Origin of the sequence: Arthrobacter sp. SPG23 (assembly GCF_000876655.1) — a bacterium.
Lineage (GTDB): Bacteria > Actinomycetota > Actinomycetes > Actinomycetales > Micrococcaceae > Arthrobacter.
This window is the reverse complement of record NZ_JYCN01000022.1, coordinates 60486-77141: the sequence shown is the minus strand read 5'-3', so window position 1 is coordinate 77141 and position 16656 is coordinate 60486. Positions and strand designations below refer to the sequence as shown.

The 16656-nt window shown below is 64.6% G+C and carries 19 protein-coding genes; 11 read left to right on the top strand and 8 right to left on the bottom strand.

The features are described from left to right. Positions 1-137: 137 nt before the first annotated feature. Positions 138-1421 (top strand): citrate synthase, encoded by a 1284-nt coding sequence (locus tag TV39_RS14560; protein ID WP_043482784.1) that lies wholly within the window; start codon positions 138-140, stop codon positions 1419-1421. 106 nt (positions 1422-1527) lie between these two features. Here the strand turns inward: TV39_RS14560 and galE are convergent, their stop codons facing one another. Further along, positions 1528-2541 carry a UDP-glucose 4-epimerase GalE gene (galE, locus tag TV39_RS14555; protein ID WP_043482783.1) on the bottom strand — a complete coding sequence of 338 codons (1014 nt, stop codon included), beginning with the start codon at positions 2539-2541 and terminating at the stop codon, positions 1528-1530. Between the two features lie 81 nt (positions 2542-2622). On the opposite strand from galE, the gene TV39_RS14550 reads away from it, so the two are divergent. Further along, on the top strand, positions 2623-3243 hold the full coding sequence (locus TV39_RS14550) for a TetR/AcrR family transcriptional regulator (protein WP_043482781.1): 621 nt from the start codon (positions 2623-2625) through the stop codon (positions 3241-3243). A 76-nt stretch (positions 3244-3319) separates the two neighbouring features. Beyond that, positions 3320-3931, top strand: a complete 612-nt coding sequence (locus TV39_RS14545) for a hypothetical protein (protein WP_043482779.1) — start codon at positions 3320-3322, stop codon at positions 3929-3931. Positions 3932-3934: 3 nt separating this feature from the next. On the opposite strand, the gene TV39_RS14540 is transcribed toward TV39_RS14545, so the two are convergent. Beyond that, entirely contained in the window at positions 3935-4786 is an 852-nt protein-coding gene (locus tag TV39_RS14540; RefSeq protein WP_043482777.1) for a hypothetical protein, read from the bottom strand. Between the two features lie 55 nt (positions 4787-4841). After that, a complete protein-coding gene (gene dapD / locus TV39_RS14535; protein WP_043482775.1) occupies positions 4842-5873 on the bottom strand; it encodes a 2,3,4,5-tetrahydropyridine-2,6-dicarboxylate N-succinyltransferase in 1032 nt (343 codons plus the stop codon). 50 nt (positions 5874-5923) lie between these two features. Here dapD and dapE point away from each other — a divergent pair, with 50 nt between their 5' ends. Beyond that, positions 5924-7048: a succinyl-diaminopimelate desuccinylase gene (gene dapE, locus TV39_RS14530; RefSeq protein ID WP_043482774.1), complete on the top strand. Its 1125-nt coding sequence runs from the start codon at positions 5924-5926 to the stop codon at positions 7046-7048. A gap of 78 nt (positions 7049-7126) precedes the next feature. Here the strand turns inward: dapE and TV39_RS14525 are convergent, their stop codons facing one another. The 4 genes from TV39_RS14525 to TV39_RS14510 form a co-directional block, all read right to left on the bottom strand. Then, complete coding sequence (locus TV39_RS14525; RefSeq protein ID WP_043482772.1) at positions 7127-7966, bottom strand: amino acid ABC transporter permease; 840 nt, start codon at positions 7964-7966, stop codon at positions 7127-7129. Beyond that, positions 7963-8613 carry an amino acid ABC transporter permease gene (locus tag TV39_RS14520; protein ID WP_011692642.1) on the bottom strand — a complete coding sequence of 217 codons (651 nt, stop codon included), beginning with the start codon at positions 8611-8613 and terminating at the stop codon, positions 7963-7965. Before TV39_RS14520 ends, TV39_RS14525 begins: the two co-directional genes overlap by 4 nt. A 95-nt stretch (positions 8614-8708) precedes the next feature. Then, positions 8709-9593 (bottom strand): glutamate ABC transporter substrate-binding protein, encoded by an 885-nt coding sequence (locus TV39_RS14515; RefSeq protein WP_043482770.1) that lies wholly within the window; start codon positions 9591-9593, stop codon positions 8709-8711. A gap of 69 nt (positions 9594-9662) precedes the next feature. Further along, a complete protein-coding gene (locus TV39_RS14510) occupies positions 9663-10418 on the bottom strand; it encodes an amino acid ABC transporter ATP-binding protein (protein ID WP_043482768.1) in 756 nt (251 codons plus the stop codon). Between the two features lie 164 nt (positions 10419-10582). Here TV39_RS14510 and TV39_RS14505 point away from each other — a divergent pair, with 164 nt between their 5' ends. From TV39_RS14505 to TV39_RS14490, 4 genes are all read left to right on the top strand, one after another. After that, positions 10583-11410: a TIGR00730 family Rossman fold protein gene (locus TV39_RS14505; RefSeq protein ID WP_043482766.1), complete on the top strand. Its 828-nt coding sequence runs from the start codon at positions 10583-10585 to the stop codon at positions 11408-11410. A 23-nt stretch (positions 11411-11433) separates the two neighbouring features. Continuing rightward, on the top strand, positions 11434-11793 hold the full coding sequence (locus TV39_RS14500) for a DivIVA domain-containing protein (protein WP_043482764.1): 360 nt from the start codon (positions 11434-11436) through the stop codon (positions 11791-11793). A gap of 74 nt (positions 11794-11867) precedes the next feature. After that, the gene (locus TV39_RS14495) at positions 11868-13076 is read left to right on the top strand and encodes a hypothetical protein (protein WP_043482762.1); all 1209 of its coding nucleotides are present in this window, start codon (positions 11868-11870) and stop codon (positions 13074-13076) included. A 243-nt stretch (positions 13077-13319) separates the two neighbouring features. Continuing rightward, on the top strand, positions 13320-13487 hold the full coding sequence (locus TV39_RS14490) for a DUF3117 domain-containing protein (protein ID WP_009357720.1): 168 nt from the start codon (positions 13320-13322) through the stop codon (positions 13485-13487). Between the two features lie 45 nt (positions 13488-13532). Here the strand turns inward: TV39_RS14490 and TV39_RS14485 are convergent, their stop codons facing one another. Continuing rightward, complete coding sequence (locus TV39_RS14485) at positions 13533-14165, bottom strand: O-methyltransferase (RefSeq protein ID WP_043482758.1); 633 nt, start codon at positions 14163-14165, stop codon at positions 13533-13535. Between the two features lie 301 nt (positions 14166-14466). On the opposite strand from TV39_RS14485, the gene sigE reads away from it, so the two are divergent. The 3 genes from sigE to TV39_RS14470 all read left to right on the top strand — a co-directional run bounded on the left by sigE (position 14467) and on the right by TV39_RS14470 (position 16655). Next, positions 14467-15096 (top strand): RNA polymerase sigma factor SigE, encoded by a 630-nt coding sequence (gene sigE / locus TV39_RS14480; protein ID WP_011692635.1) that lies wholly within the window; start codon positions 14467-14469, stop codon positions 15094-15096. Between the two features lie 8 nt (positions 15097-15104). Continuing rightward, positions 15105-16172: an anti-sigma factor gene (locus TV39_RS14475; protein ID WP_235347401.1), complete on the top strand. Its 1068-nt coding sequence runs from the start codon at positions 15105-15107 to the stop codon at positions 16170-16172. An 81-nt stretch (positions 16173-16253) separates the two neighbouring features. Beyond that, positions 16254-16655 carry a protein translocase TatA gene (locus tag TV39_RS14470; protein WP_043482756.1) on the top strand — a complete coding sequence of 134 codons (402 nt, stop codon included), beginning with the start codon at positions 16254-16256 and terminating at the stop codon, positions 16653-16655. The last annotated feature ends 1 nt before the right edge of the window (position 16656 follow it).

Sequence of the window (16656 nt, the reverse complement as noted above, 5' to 3'; positions counted from 1 at the left end):
TGACTATCAATGGTGGCTTTCTACAAGAAGGCAGCCCGGCCGTTGGAATCCCTGCCTTGCAGGCTCCTCGGGCGGCTCCACCGGAGGTTGGATCAAGCTTTCTACAGAGAGGCCCTGGCGCCTCATGAGGAGACTCCATGACTGAGACCACCAGCGCAACCCTGCGCCACGCGGGCGGCGAACTCGAACTCCCGCGCATCAAGGTTGTAGAAGGAAACGAAGGCTACGACGTTTCCAAACTGCTGAAGCAGACAGGCGCCGTTGCCTTTGACCCCGGTTTCATGAACACCGCGGCCACCACTTCGGCCATCACCTACATCGACGGCGATGCCGGGATCCTGCGGTACCGCGGTTACCCGATCGAGCAGCTGGCCCAGCACTCCAGCTTCCTGGAAGTTTCCTACCTGCTGATCTACGGCAACCTGCCGACGCCCACCGAACTGGACGCCTTCGACCAGCGCATCCGCCGCCACACCCTGCTGCATGAAGAGCTGAAGGGCTTCTTCGGCGGCTTCCCGCGCGACGCGCACCCGATGCCCGTGCTGTCCTCGGCGGTGTCGGCACTCTCCACCTTCTACCAGGACTCCCTGGACCCGTTCAACGCCGAGCACGTGGAAGTCTCCACGTACCGGCTCCTGGCCAAGATGCCGGTCATCGCGGCGTACGCGCTGAAGAAGAGCATCGGCCAGCCCATGCTCTACCCGGACAACTCCATGAACCTCGTGGAGAACTTCCTGCGCCTCAGCTTCGGCCTCCCGGCCGAGCAGTACGAGCTGGACCCGGTCATGGTCAAGGCCCTGGACCTGCTCCTGATCCTGCACGCGGACCACGAGCAGAACTGCTCCACGTCGACTGTGCGCCTGGTGGGCTCGTCAAACGCCAACCTCTTCGCCTCCGTATCCGCAGGCATCAACGCGCTCTTCGGCCCTGCCCACGGCGGCGCCAACGAGGCAGTGCTCAAGATGCTGCGCCAGATCCAGACCGAGGGCATCAAGCCCGAGGACTACATGGAGAAGGTCAAGAACAAGGAAGACGGCGTCCGCCTCATGGGCTTCGGGCACCGCGTCTACAAGAACTACGACCCGCGGGCCAGGATCGTCAAGGACACGGCACACGAAGTGCTCGGCAAGCTCGGCGGCAACGACGAACTGCTGGACATCGCCATGCGCCTCGAAGAGAAGGCCCTGGGCGACGACTACTTCATCCAGCGCAAGCTCTACCCGAACGTGGACTTCTACACCGGCCTGATCTACAAGGCCATGGGCTTCCCGGAGAAGATGTTCACGGTGCTGTTCGCGATCGGGCGCCTCCCGGGCTGGATTGCCCAGTGGCGCGAAATGATCAACGATCCCAGCACCAAGATCGGCCGTCCGCGCCAGCTCTACACAGGAGAGCCGGAGCGCAACTACCCGGCCAGCTAGCCAGGTGGCATAAAGAAGAACGACGCCGGCCGCGCACCCCAGGTGCGCGGCCGGCGTCGTTTGTTATCTCACCCGTGACCGAGTCCGTGGATCGAGCGTGTCGAGATCAGGAGTTATAGCCCAGCGGGTTGTTCTTTTGCCAGCGCCAGTGGTCCTCGCACATCTGGTCCACGGTCTTCGTGGTGGACCAGCTCAGGTCCGCCAGTGCCGATGTGGCGTCAGCCCAGAACGCCGGGAGGTCTCCCGCCCGGCGGCCGGTGATCTCGTAGGGGAGCTTGTGGCCCACGGCCTTTTCGAAGGAACGCAGCACTTCCAGCACAGAAGATCCCTTGCCGGAGCCGAGGTTCCAGCGGAAGACTCCGGCGCGGTCAGCCACATGGTTGAGGGCCGCGACGTGGCCCTCGGCAAGGTCCACGACGTGGATGTAGTCACGCAGGCAGGTGCCGTCAGGAGTGTCGTAGTCGCCACCGAAGACCATCAGCTTCTCGCGGCGGCCCACGGCGACCTGGGCGATGAACGGAACCAGGTTGTTGGGAATGCCCTGCGGGTCTTCTCCGATCCGGCCGGAGGGGTGCGCTCCCACGGGGTTGAAGTACCGCAGGAGTGCAATGTGCCAGCGGTTGTCCGCGGCACCGAGGTCGGAGAGGATGTCCTCGATCTGTTCCTTGGTCCGGCCGTAGGGATTGTTGGCGCCGATCTCCATCTTTTCCACGTAGGGGATGGGATTGTGCTCGCCGTACACAGTGGCGGAGGAGCTGAACACCAGGGAGCGTACATCATGCCGGTCCATGGCGCGGATGAGGTTCAGGGTGCCTACGAGGTTGTTGTAGTAGTACTTCAGCGGCTCCCGGACGGATTCGCCCACGGCCTTGAGCCCGGCGAAGTGGATCACTGCATCGATCCGGTCCTGCGCGAAGACGGCGTCGACGGCCGGCTCGTCCACGAGGTCGACGTTGTGGAATACAGTTTCCTTGCCGCTGAGCTCGGCTACGCGGCGCAGCGACTCCTCGCTTGAATTGACCAGGTTGTCGATGACCACTACCTCATGGCCGGCTTCCTGCAGGGACAGAACAGTGTGGGACCCGATGTAGCCGGTGCCGCCTGTAACCAGAATTCTCATGGACTCAACGCTATCCCAAGTCGCAGGGCTTCCGCCCGTGTTGCCCACACCTTGGCGGCACAACTGTGCTAAATAATAGGGGTGCCCAAAATTGTTGATGCCGCAGTCCGGCGCCAGGAAGTTGTCGAAGCAGTTTTCAGGATCATCGCGGCGGACGGACTGGAACGGGCCTCGCTGCGTGAGGTGGCCGACGAAGCCGGACTGGCAGTTGGTTCCGTCCGCCATTACTTCGCCAGCAGCGACGAGTTATTGGCCCATTCCTTTGGGGTTGTGGTGGACAGGATCACCGCCAGGTTGGACCAGGCCAGGGGACACCTCAGCCAGCAGGAACCCGGGACACCCGGGCACCGGGAAGGCGTCTTAACCCTGCTGGGCCAGTTCCTCCCGCTGGACGAGGAGCGGGCGGTGGACGCATGCGTCTGGATGGCATTCAAGAACGCCGCCCGGATCAGGCCGTTCCTGGCTGCTGAAGCTGACCGCAGCCACCGTGCAGTGGCCGCCCTGGTGGGGTGGCTGATCATGGAACTCCGGCCGGCCGGGGATCCGGGGGACGGCGACGGGCACCAGGCCCTGGTCACCGAAGCGGAGCGGCTCCTGGCCACCCTCGACGGATTGACGATGCACGCCCTGCTGCAGCCGGAATGGATGACTGCCGACATGTGCAGGGACGTCCTGTCCTCGCATCTGCAGAGTCTGGGCTAGTCTTCAGCCAGCCATTAACGTCAGTAGTCATCGGGAATACACTGGGACAGTAAACATGCCAAGGGAGGCCATTCGGATGCACCAAACAGGCGGTCCTGGCTGGCGAATCACCATGGACACCTCGGGTCCCATGCTCATTGCGCTCTATGTTCGCGACGCCGCAGGCCTCAACTCCGCCGGGCGCCCGGCACTTTGCCATTTGGCACCCAAAATCCGTTCCGTGGACCACACCAACCTCACGTCCGAAGTAGGCGGGATCAGCGCGCTGAAGACTGAATGGGAGGCCTGGTGGGAGCAGCTGCTCAAGGCGCATCCCCAAATGACTCCCGACGTGACGCCGCCCGACTTCGAGGCCTTTGGCAACTCCCCGGCCCTCCAGCGCGTGCTGCAGGCACATTTCGGTTCAGCCCTGACGTGGGCGCGGGAGCGTCGCGCCGAATACGCGGCGCTGGAAGCCGAACGGGAGGCCAGCGGCGCACCGCAACTCCTGGGCGACATGGTGGAGGACCGCCTGCTGGAAGTGGGCCGCGGGTCGCGGGACTTCGACTTGACCATCATCGAACTTCCGCTGACTGAACCACGGGCCTGGTACCTGGAGCCGGACAAAATCATCATGAGCAGGGAACTGCTATCCCAGCCCGAGGTGTTCCGGAGCTACGTCCAGCCCGTGGTGGAACTGCTCGTCTGACCGTCAGGGAGTCCCGGCGGCGACCGTGACCGTGACCTGGCCGGCCTGGGCCGCGGAGGGCTGCCAGCCGTTCCGGGACGCCCGGTCCCAGCTGCGTCCTTCCACCCCGACCTCCGTCACGGACAACGACTTCGCGTTGGCCACAGCCCACTGCGCCACGGCCCAGGCCTCGCTGCCGTCCGCCTCGAGCGCGATCGTGCTGCCGTCCGCCGACGCCTGGACATTCCCGAAAGCCGCGTTCAGTTCAGCGAGGACGGCCTGGACATCCCCGGCGCGCTCGGGCGATTTGAGGGTGCAGTCCAATGCCGCGGGCGACTGGCCGGTCAGGGCGGAGGCAAAGGCCCGGCCCATGTCCTCATGCTCGGCATAGGCTGCGGGGTAGGCCGAGCGCTGGACCTGCTGCGCGGCGGCCGTGACTTCCAGCGACTCATATCCCGGAATCTTCACCAGTGCGTCGTAGAAGGCCCCGGTCGAATAGTACGGGTCCATGACCTGTTCCGCGGTGCCCCAGCCTTGCGAGGGGCGCTGCTGGAACAGTCCGCGCGAATCCGGCCCGGCCGTGTCCCCGTGCTCGATGTTGCGCAGCTTGGATTCCTGCATGGCAGTGGCCAACGCGATGCTCGCCGCCCTGGGCGGCAGCCCCCGGCGAACGGCGACGGCGGTGATCAGTGCGGCATTGGCTGCCTGGTCGGTGGCCAGTTCGGCTTTCCGGGACCCGACGGCGGCGGTGCACTTTTCGGCGATGAGCGTTTCCGAGCGCTGGATAAAGGCCACGGCCGTGTAGACGCCGCCGGCAATCAGGGCCAGGGCCAGCCCCAGTACAAGCAGGCGGCGCAGGCCACGTCTCCGTGACACGAGGCTACTCCCTCAGGCCCTGGACGGGCCGGTCGACTTCTGCGGGCGGGCGGAATCAGTTGGCGTGGAGTGCCTCGTTGAGTTCCACGGTCTGGCCCTTGCGGGGGAGCACCTCAACGGCGCCGCTCGCCGAATTGCGGCGGAACAGCAGGTTGGGCACACCGGAGAGCTCAACGGCCTTGACCACACGGGTGGTGTCCTCGCCGTCGGCGTCCTTCGGACCGATCACGCGGACGCGGGTTCCGGCTGTGACGTACAGGCCGGCCTCCACCACCGAGTCGTCGCCGATGCTGATTCCCACACCGGAGTTGGCGCCCAGGAGCACACGTTCGCCGAGGGAGATCTTCTCCTTGCCGCCGCCGGACAGCGTGCCCATGATCGAGGCGCCGCCGCCAACATCCGTGCCGTCGCCGGTGACAACGCCGGCTGAGATGCGTCCTTCAACCATGGAGGTGCCCAGCGTGCCGGCGTTGAAGTTGACGAACCCTTCGTGCATCACGGTGGTGCCCTCGGCAAGGTACGCTCCCAGCCGGACGCGGTCGGCGTCGGCAATCCGGACGCCTGCGGGAACCACGTAGTCCACCATGCGCGGGAACTTGTCCACGCCGTAGACGGTCACGGCGCCGCGCTTGCGCAGCTTGGCCCTGGTCACTTCGAAGCCGTCAACGGCAGCCGGACCGAAATTCGTCCACACGACGTTGGGGAGCTTGCCGAAGATGCCGTCAAGGTTAATGGTGTTGGGCCGGACCAGACGGTGCGAGAGCAGGTGCAGGCGGAGGTACGCATCCGCGGTGTCGGCAGGGGCTTCGTCAAGGTGCACCTGGACGAAAACAACGCGCTGTTCGGTGCCGCGGTCCGCATCGGCACCGGCTGCAGCGATCTCGGCCAGCACGGGATCCGCACCCTCCACGTTCCGGAGGCTCTCCGCTGCGGTTCCAAGGGACGGCGCGGGGAACCAGACGTCCAGCACCGTAGCCTCGCCGTTACGGGTGGAAATGGTGGCCACGCCGTAGCCATAGGCGGAGCGGGCGTCGGCGGACGCGGAATTGTCAGCGGGCACGGCGGAAGCAGCAGCGGTTTCAGTCATGGCCCCAGTCTATCGAGAGGCGGGAGCAGGTCTCGAACTAGACTGTCATCGTGACTGCTCAAACCGCCTCTGTCCGCCTGGATCTCCGCCAGGACGTTGCCCTCCTCACCGCTGCACTCATCGACATCAACAGTGTCTCGGCCAACGAGAAGGAACTGGCCGACGCCGTCGAACATGCCCTGCTGAAGATTCCGCAGCTCGACGTCGTCCGCGACGGCGATTCCATCATTGCCCGTACCGACCTGGGCCGCGCTGAGCGGGTTATCCTTGCCGGGCACCTGGATACCGTGCCCCTGCCGACCACCGAAGGGGCCCTCGGCACCGTCCCCTCGTTCTGGCCGTCCGGAGCCCCGGGGGAAGGACTGCTGTACGGCCGCGGCACCACGGACATGAAAGGCGGAGTCGCGGTGCAGCTGGCGCTGGCGGCAACAATGTTCGACGGCGGCGCGGAGCCGGGCAAGGACGTCACCTTCGTGTTCTACGACCACGAAGAAGTGGAGGCGGTCAAGAGCGGGCTCGGGCGGCTGGTCCGCAACCACGGCGACCTGCTGAACGGCGACTTTGCGATCCTGCTGGAGCCGACGCACGGCACAGTGGAAGGCGGATGCAACGGCACCATGCGTTTCGAGGCAACCACCGTCGGGGAGGCAGCGCACTCCGCCCGGGCCTGGATGGGCAGCAACGCCATCCATGCCGCAGCGCCCGTCCTCGCGAGGCTGGCCGCGTATGAACCGGCCACCATTAATGTGGACGGCCTGGACTACCGCGAAAGCCTCAATGCGGTGAAGATCAACGGAGGCACCGCCGGGAACGTCATTCCTGACCGGTGCGTGGTGGAAATCAACTACCGCTTTGCTCCGGACAAGACCCCGGAGCAGGCCGAAGCCCACGTACGGGAGCTCCTCGACGGGTTCGACGTCGTTAAGACGGACAGCGCCGCCGGCGCCCGGCCGGGACTGAACCATCCCGCTGCCGCGTCTTTTGTGGCCGCGGTTGGCGCGGAGCCGAAACCCAAATACGGCTGGACCGACGTCGCGCGTTTCAGTGAGCTGGGGATCCCCGCCGTGAACTTCGGCCCGGGCGATCCCCTGCTGGCGCACAAGGACAACGAACACGTCGACGCCGACGCGATCCGCGAATGCCTGCGGGCGCTGCGGATGTGGCTGGCCAACTAGGCAGGACGACGACCCTTCACATGCAGGAAGGCCCGGATCTCTCGATCCGGGCCTTCCTGGTATTTCACGTCGTGATTGCTATGCCACTTCTGCCTCGATCGGCTCAGGCTCAGCCTTGGCGACTCCGCCGGCGGCCTTCTTGGAGCCGCGGCGTTCGATCCAGACTGCGATGCGGGAAACGCAGATGTTGATGGCAATGTAGATCGCGGCGGCCACGAAGAAGACCGGGAACAGGAACTGGGTTCCCAGGAAGTCCGCCATGACCTGTACCGCACGGAGCAGCTCACCGTAGGCAACGATGTAGCCCAGGGACGTGTCCTTCAGCAGCACCACGAGCTGGGCCACGAGTGAGGGCATCATCCTTCGGACCGCCTGTGGCAGTTCGATGATCATGCGTGACTGGAAGCTTGTCAGACCAATGGTCAGACCTGCTTCGCGCTGGCCCTTGGGGAGGGACTGGATACCGGCGCGGATGATCTCCGCGAAGACGGCCGCGTTGTACAGGACAAGGCCTGCCACCACCGCGATGAACTGGTTGGTGCCAAAGACCAGCAGAACGAAGAACATCATCAGGACGACAGGCATGCCGCGAAGGAATTCCAGCACGATCCGGGTGGGAACCCGGATGGCGGCGAGGTCGGAAATACGCATCAGGCAGAGCAGCAGTCCCAAGGGGAACGCGATGACGGCGGCAACAGCGGCAGCGCTGAGGGTTGCGCCGATACCGTTGCCCAGCAGCGTCCAGACATCCGCGCGCGTGAAGATGGCCCAGCGCCGTCCCTCGAAAATGCCTTGCTGAGCAAGCGTGCTGATGATCCAGGCCAGCAGTCCAAGAATGAGGAGGGAACCGACAACGGAGCCGATCAGTGAGACCCTTCGGGCTTTTGGCCCCGGGACGTCGTACAGGACTGAGCTCATCGGGCGATCGCCACCTTTCGTTCGACGGTGCTCGCCAGGATGCCCAGCGGAACAGTGATCAGCAGGTAGAAGAAGGCCACACCGAGGAGGACGGCCAGCACCGCATCACCGTTGGCATTGGCGAGCTGGCGGCCGTAACCGAACAATTCCAGCACGAAGAACGCGCCGGCAACGGAGGAGTTCTTCACGAGCGCAATCAGGATGTTGATCAACGGCGGGATCACCGTCCGCAAAGCCTGCGGAAGAATGATGAGGGAGAGCACCTGGCCGAATTTCATGCCAATGCTGCGTGCTGCCTCGGCCTGCCCGACGGGAACGCTGTTGACACCCGAGCGCACTGCTTCGGCGATGAAGGCTGCTGTGTAAGCGCTGAGGGCGATGATCGCGGCCACTTCAAACTGCTCGAATTTCACCCCGAGCCTGGGGAGGACGATCGCCGCAAAGAAGAAGGCAATCGTCAGGGGGGTGTTCCGCAGGATCTCCACATAGGTCATGCTGAAGCCGCGGAGGGCAGCAACGGGGGAGACCCGGGCTGCGGCCAGCACCGTTCCCAGCACCAGGGCGATGACTCCGGATACGGCAGACAGGAACAGGGTTCGGAGAAAGCCCTCCCAGTAAAGTGGCAGGTTTTCGATGATGACGTCCATAACATCCTTCGGCTGTGTGTCGCGGACGGGAGCGAAGATGGGTGGGCGGTTGCCGGAACCGCGGTGAGCGGACTCCGGCAACCGCCCCGAGCTGCTTAGTAGCGGTTGATGGCGGGGAGTTCCGGGGCCGTCTTGATGACGGAGCCAGCGGTTGCTTCCCAGGCCTTCTTGTACGACCCGTCCTTGCTGAACTCTTCCAGCTGGTCGTTGATCCAGTTGCGGAAAACGGTGTCGTCCTTCTTCAGGCCGATGCCGTAAGGCTCCTTGGTGAAGGTTTCATCCGAGGCGAGCTTGAAAGCTTCGGGTTCCTTGTCCACGAAGCCGGCCAGGATCACGTTGTCCGTGGTGATGGCTTCCACCTGCTTGTTGCGCAGCGGTTCCAGGCAGGCCGAGTAGGTAGCTGCCGGAACGAGTTCGGCTCCGTACTTTTCAACGATGGTGCCAGCGGGGGTGGACCCGGTCACGGAGCAGACCTTCTTGCCCTTGACGTCTTCGGGCTTCTTGATGGTGTCGTTGTCCTTGTTGACCATCAGGGCCTGTCCGGCCTCGTAGTACGGTCCGGCGAAGCTGACGACCTGCTTGCGCTTGTCGTTGATGGTGTAGGTGGCGATGACCAGATCCACCTTGCCCTGCTCGATGAAGGGTTCGCGGTTGGCCGAGACGGTCTCAGACCATTCGATTTTGTCGGCAGGGATGCCCAGCTTGGCAGCAATCAGTTTCCCCATCTCAACGTCAAAACCGATGGGCTTGCCGTCCAGGCCAACCTGGCCGAAGAGGGGCTGGTCAAACTTTGTGCCGATCTTGATGGAACCGGCCTTGGAGAGCTTCTCCATGGTGCTGCCTGCCGCAAAGGTTGGCTTCTCCGCGACTGAGGGGTTGCTGGTGGTTCCGCCGCCGCCGCCGCAGGCGCTCAGTGTCAGAGCGAGGGCTGCTGATGCTGCAACCACAAAGGACTTTCGTCGGGTCAAAAATGCCTTCATGACATTACCTTTCATAGGCGGCCACTGTGGTGGCCTGGGTGCGAACTGAGTTGATGCGGACTCGGGTGATCAGTGAGTGAGGAGCTTGGAGAGGAAATCCTTGGCGCGGGTGCTCTTCGGGTTCGTGAAGAACTCTTCAGGAGTCGCGTCCTCGACGATCTGGCCGTCCGCCATGAACACCACGCGGTCGGCGGCCTTACGGGCGAAGCCCATTTCGTGGGTGACCACGATCATGGTCATCCCTTCCTTGGCCAGCTGGATCATGACGTCAAGGACTTCGTTGATCATCTCCGGATCAAGGGCAGAGGTGGGTTCGTCGAAGAGCATGACCTTCGGCTTCATGGCCAGGGCGCGGGCAATGGCCACACGCTGCTGCTGGCCGCCGGAGAGCTGGGCCGGCAGCTTGGGTGCCTGGTGTCCGACGCCGACGCGTTCCAGGAGCGCCATGGCGTCCTTGTCGGCCTGCGCCTTGGGTACACCCTTTACCTTGATGGGCCCCAAGGTGACATTTTCGAGGATGGTCTTGTGGGCGAAGAGATTGAATGACTGGAAGACCATGCCGACGTCGGCGCGCAGCTTGGCAAGTTCCTTGCCTTCCTCCGGAAGTTCCTTGCCGTCGATGGCGATCTTGCCGTCATCGATCGTCTCCAGACGGTTGATGGCCCGGCAAAGAGTGGATTTGCCGGAACCGGAAGGTCCGATGACCACAACAACTTCGCCCTTGCGGACGTTGAGGTTGATGTCCTTCAGTACGTGCAGCTGGCCGTAGTGCTTGTTCACGGCTTTCAGGGAGACGAGCGCATCGCCGGGCACTTGAGTAGTCATAAGAGAGAATCTAGCGAACATTAGCGGGATATGACGGCAATCACTCCAACTTCATGCAGATCGTAATTCAAGAGATACCTGCAGGTCAGCGCCCCGGGTTCCTGCTCCTGCGGGTTCGGACGCGCCGGACCGCCGCGCTTGTCGAACCGCGCTAGCCTTGGTGGATGAGTACCGATCCGCAGCCTTCTCCAACTCCAGTACCTCCCATTGCCACCCGTCACAAGGGTCCGCTGGAGCTGCGGCGCAAACAGGCGGCAGTGGAGATGTCGGACCAGCACCTGCTGGACACGAAAGGGCCGGGTCAGTTCGTCCACACGGATCCGTGGCGGGTCCTCAGGATCCAGAGCGAGTTCGTTGAAGGCTTTGGAGCACTCGCGGATCTGGGGCCGGCCGTCAGCGTGTTCGGGTCCGCCCGCACCAAGCCCGGCTCCGTCTACTACGAGCTTGGCGTTGAGGTGGGCCGCAAGCTGGCCGAAGCCGGGGTGGCGGTCATTACCGGCGGCGGGCCGGGCTCCATGGAAGCGGCCAATAAGGGTGCCGTCCAGGGCAACGGTGTCTCCGTAGGTCTCGGCATTGAGCTCCCGTTCGAACAAGGCCTCAACCAGTGGGTGGACCTCGGGATCAACTTCCGCTATTTCTTCGCGCGGAAGACGATGTTCGTGAAGTATGCCCAGGGCTTTATTGTGCTTCCGGGCGGCCTGGGCACCCTGGACGAACTCTTCGAGGCGATGGTCCTGGTCCAGACCCGGAAGGTCACCTCGTTCCCGATCGTGCTCCTCGGCACTGCTTTCTGGGGGCCGATGATCGACTGGATCAGGGGCACGCTCGTGGAGGACGGCATGATCTCCGAGAAGGACCTGAGCCTCATCCAGGTTGTGGACGAGCCTGCACATGCTGTGGACCTGGTGATCCACGGTGCCATCCGGCCGTCGCCGGGAACCAGTGCAGGCAACGGAGCGGTCGGGCCGAACGGCAACCAGCGACCGGAGTAACGGCTGCGCCGGCGTCTGGCACGATGGAGCCTGTGAGTTTCTTCCTGATATTCCTCGCCATCGCTCTGATCGGCGCCGCGCTCTTCTTCGGAGCTGACTCCGCGTCGGGTGTCTTTCGTCGCCGGCGGGCCGCCGAGTCCGCGCTTTTGGACGGTTTCGACGAGCCCGTCGCCTCGCTGCCCCCGGTACTGCTTCCTGCGGAGGCCTCGCCTGCCGATATTGACCGGGTCCGGTTTGCCCTGGGACTGCGCGGCTACCGCATGGATCAGGTTGACCAGGTCTTGGACGATCTCAGGGACCAGCTTGCCGCCAAGGACCGCGAAATTGAACGGCTGCGGATGGAACTCCACGCGCCGGCGCAGCGGGGGGAGAGCGGGCCTTGAGCCAACAGGGCGCTTCCGCGGGACGGGTGGTGCAGGAGGGAAACCCGGGACTGAACGCCTTGGTTCGGAAAAGGATGGGATCGGCCGCTGCACGCGCGGGCGGGTGGCCATGGTGGGCGCAGGTGGCATGCGTCTATGTCGCTGCACGGATTGTCAGCGCCTGCATCTTTATGGCGGCCGCCCTGCACCAGGGAGTCAATCCATGGTTCCCCGCCAAGCCTGACTACTGGAACTTCATCAACATCTGGGACGCCCGCTGGTACGGCGAGGTGCTCCTGAACGGTTACCCGCGTCAGCTTCCCGTGGACGACGGCGGTAACGTGCGGGAGAACGCCTGGGCTTTTTACGCGCTCTTTCCGATGCTGGGGCGGGCAGTGTCGGCCATGACGGGCCTGGATCCCGCCCTGGCACTCACGTTCATCGCAATGGCTGCCGGGCTGGGCGCCGCCCTGGTGGTGTATTGCCTCTTCCGGCAGAAAGCCGCCCACCGCACGGCGATGTGGGGGGTGGCCTTCTTCTCCACCTTCCCCGTGGCCGCCGTCCTCCAGGTTCCCTATGCCGAGTCGCTGAACCTGCTGCTGCTGGCGTCGGCACTGCTCCTGGTCATGCAGAGGCGATATCTGTGGGCTATGCCGGTAGTCGTCCTGATGTGCCTTTCCCGGCCCACGGGGGTTCCGTTTGCCGCCATGGCCGGAGGGTTGCTCGCCTACCGTCTGTGGGAGCGCACCCGTCCCGCCGTCCCGGGTGGCCGGACGGACCCGCCGCACAGCAGACGTGACCTCCTGGCCCTTGCGGCTTTGACCGCCATCAGCGGACTCAGCGCCCTGATGTGGCCCGCCATCGCCTGGGCGGTAACCGGTGATCCCGCTGCCTATACCAAGACGGAAACCGTCTGGCGCGGCCATGACCTGGTTCCCTTTAAACCCTGGTTCGACACCGGGATCCAGCTTTTCGGGCCCGTGCTGGGCATCCTGGCGCCATTTGTGTTCGTTGCCGCCTTCGCGCTGCTGATGAGTTCTCCGCCCGTGGTGGCCCTGGGGGCCGAGTTGCGGCTCTGGTGTGTCTGCTACATGGGTTACCTGCTTGTGTTCCTGCACCCGCAAACCAGCACATTCCGGATGCTGCTGCCGCTCTTTCCGCTGGCGCTGAGCGCAGCCCTCCTGTCGCGTTCCCGCGCCTACCGGGGAACCGTGGTCACCATGTTCGTCCTGCTCCAGATTGTCTGGATCGTGTGGCTGTGGGCCTGGGCCCAGCTGCCGGGCGGGGGAGACTATCCGCCCTGAGCCGGTCCGCGGCATTATGACGGAGGCCACAGTCGGCCACAATTTTCCAAGTGATGAAGAAAATCCATCAATTAGCTACAGCCGGGTAATTACAGGATAATAGGGGTTAAGCATGAACAAATTGCATTCACATCTGTTCAGCCATGGCGGTAGCTGCAAGGCCGCCATAGCGGCTTGATTGACGACGCGGCCACAGCCCGCCCGGGCTGGTAGGTCCTGGGACTATTGGAGGGGATTTTCCTCATGGCGGCTATGAAACCACGCACCGGCGACGGCCCTATGGAAGTAACCAAAGAGGGCCGCAGCTTGATTATGCGTGTGCCGCTCGAAGGCGGGGGGCGGCTTGTGGTCGAACTTAACGCGGCAGAGGCGGCAAACCTCAAGGAATGCCTCGTCGGCGTTACCGAATAGATTTGCTCGGGAAGGGCCCGCAGCCGTATGGCTGCGGGTCCTTCCTTATTTCTTGACCGCTACCAACAAACCGTCACCGGTGGGCAGCATGGCCGAGGCCAGCCGTTCGTCGTCGCGGATTGCCTTGCCCACCTGGCGAAGAACCACCGTGGTTGAATCCCGGGCCGCCGGGTTGGCCACACGGTCCTTGTCGAGGGCGTCGTTGATGATCAGCAGGCCCCCGCGCTTCAACAGGCGGATGGCCTGCTCTACATAGCCCGGGATGCCCGGCTTGTCCGCGTCGATGAACACAAGGTCGTAGGCGCCGTCGGTCAGCCGCGGCAGCACGTCGCCGGCACGGCCGGAAATGGTGCGCGTGCGGTTGGCAGGGCTTCCGGCTTCCTGGAATGCCTCCCGTGCCGCCCTGAGGTGTTCCACGTCCACGTCGATGGTGGTCAGGACCGCCTGGGGGCCGAGGCCGCGGAGCAGGCAGACACCGGACACGCCGGCGCCCGTGCCGATTTCCACCGCTGTCTGTGCTTTCGAAGCTGCCGCCAGTACGGTCAGCACCGCTCCGACGCCCGGTCCGACCGGGGTCACGCCCAGTTCAAAGGAACGCTCCCGAGCATGCAGCAATACTTCATCCTCGGCAGGCAGATCTTCTGCATAGGACCAGCTCGTGGACTTATCGGCGCTCATGAGGATTCGCTTTCTGGGCGGCAGGGGATTGTTCCTAACAGCGTACTGTGTCCGGGGGTGCCGGGCCCGGAGGTGACGGCCGGGCGGCCTGTGGCTCCGGCCCGATGTGACAGGAACCACCGTTTCCGGTCCGCCGGCATGGGAGGCATGTTTCCGCCCAAGGCTGAAGCCCCGGGAAAGTCAGGAAATTCCCAGCCAACTTTGAAATGATGATTATCCGCTCATCCAGGAGGTGATCGGCGCCGAAGTACTGGTGTCAGCACCATTCAGGCGTTAGTACCATCCACGAGGGGAGTGGACGATGTCAGCATCAGTTGTGGCACCTGTCCCGGCAATTGAAGATTCAGTGGCCCAGTCAGAAGCCGAGTGGGTCAGGCCAACCTGGGAGGAAGTGGTCACGAACCACTCCGCCAAGGTCTACCGCCTTGCCTACCGTTTGACCGGCAACAAGTACGACGCCGAAGACCTCACCCAGGAGGTGTTCGTCCGCGTCTTCCGGTCGCTGGAGAACTTCAAGCCCGGCACCCTGGACGGCTGGCTGCACCGGATCACCACCAACCTCTTCCTGGACCAGGCCCGCCGCAAGAGCCGCATCCGCTTCGACGCCCTCGCGGAAGACGCCGAATCGCGGCTGCCCGGCCGCGAACCCGGCCCGGAACAGAGCTTCGAATTCAACAACCTGGACCTCGACGTGCAGGCGGCCCTGGAGGAACTGCCCCCGGACTTCCGGGCCGCCGTCGTACTTTGCGACCTCGAAGGCCTGTCCTATGACGAGGTGGCCGAGGCGTTGGGCGTCAAACTCGGAACCGTGCGGTCCCGCATCCACCGCGGGCGCACCATGCTCCGGGAAAAGCTGGCGCACCGTGATCCCCGCACCAGGCAGTCCCTCAAGCCGCGGCTCAAACTGCCGCGCATCGCCGGCATCCTCTGATCGGCTCCATGGGTCAGCTGATAAACCTGCTGCGTGGCCTTGGAGGCAGCTGTACGCGCGGACTTCTGCCGCGCAGCAAGCGCGGCCGCAGTGCCAACCACATTAAGTCCTGCCCCGAATGCACGTCCCTGCAGTGGCGTGAGCGCCAGTATCTTGAACGCATGCGCCGCGCCTCGATCCCCGCGGCGAGCGACGACTTCACGGCCAGGCTGCTGGCCCGGACCCAGCAACTCGCCAGCGCGCCCGCGGGGCCGGGCGGAAACACCGCGGCCTGGCACGCAGCCGGTGCCGGCGCCCCGGGGCCGCAGCCGCTGAGGCTGCTGGGCCTCGCAGCCGGCGGAGCCGTTGCCGCGGCAGGCGTAGTCACCGCAGCCGCTTATTTCATGGCCGGAGACCCTCAGCCCGTGGCACAGGGAGCCCCCGTAGCGTCGGTTCAGCAGGAGGAAACCACGTTCGGGCTGCAGTCGTCGACCGGCTCCGCGTCCCTGGGGGCCGCCGGCATGCTGACAAGCGCCGACCTTGAGGGGCTCCGCGCGCAGGGATGGTCATGCCCGGAGCTCCGGGACATGGGCTTCCACATGCTGTGGGCCCGCCGTGAAGCGGTGGCGGGGCAGGGCGTCCTGGAGCTGAGGCTTACCGACGGAAAGCACTTTGCCACCGTCCTGGAACAGCATCCGCAGCCGGACGCAGTGGGCGCTGAATCATCGGCGGTGCCGGCGTCCTCGCCCACGAATATCCTGACAGGCCGTCCTGCCGCGGACGACGGGTTCGTGCCTGCGCCCGACGGCGCTGCCGGCGCTTCCGCAGGCGGGGCACTGTGGATCAACGCTGCGGCGCCGTGGCGGGCCATTTACCAGGCACCGGGTGTGACGTTCACCTACATTTCGGATTTGCCCGCTGACACGGCGGACGACGGCGTGGCAGAGCTGGTCCGCACGGGTTCCGTGAAGCCCGTGCGCGCCATCGAGGAGCCCGCAAGGGACGCAGCGGCCGGAACTGCCGCCGCGGCTCCGGAAGAGCTGACCGCGAGGCTGCAGCGCGGACTGGGCCGCATGATCGAGCTGCTCACGCCATGAGCTGCCAGCCCGCCGGGGGCGGCGTGCTGTGGTCCGCGTCAGAATCGTCACCAGTGTGCCGGAGAGGGTAATCTTCCTAGGGTGTTTGGAATCAACGGTCCGGAATTTCTTCTTCTGCTGATCATCGGCGTCCTGGTGATCGGCCCCAGCCGGCTGCCCGAATACACCCAGAAGCTGGCGAACCTGGTCAAGGAAGTCCGGCGGATGGCGTCCGGCGCCCGGGAACAGATCAAGGACGAAGTCGGGATCGACATCGACGAGGTTGACTGGAAGAAATACGACCCGCGCCAGTACGATCCCCGCCGGATTATCAAGGAAGCCCTGCTCGACGACGACACCAAGCCCGTCAGCGCCGGGGCGCCCGCAGCGGTTGCGGCCGTCGCCTCGGCCTCGGCCGCGTCCTACGCGGAGGAGCGCCCGGCACGCGTTATTGAACGGCTGGCCGACGGCGAGCGGGCACCGTTCGACACCGAGGCCACCTAGG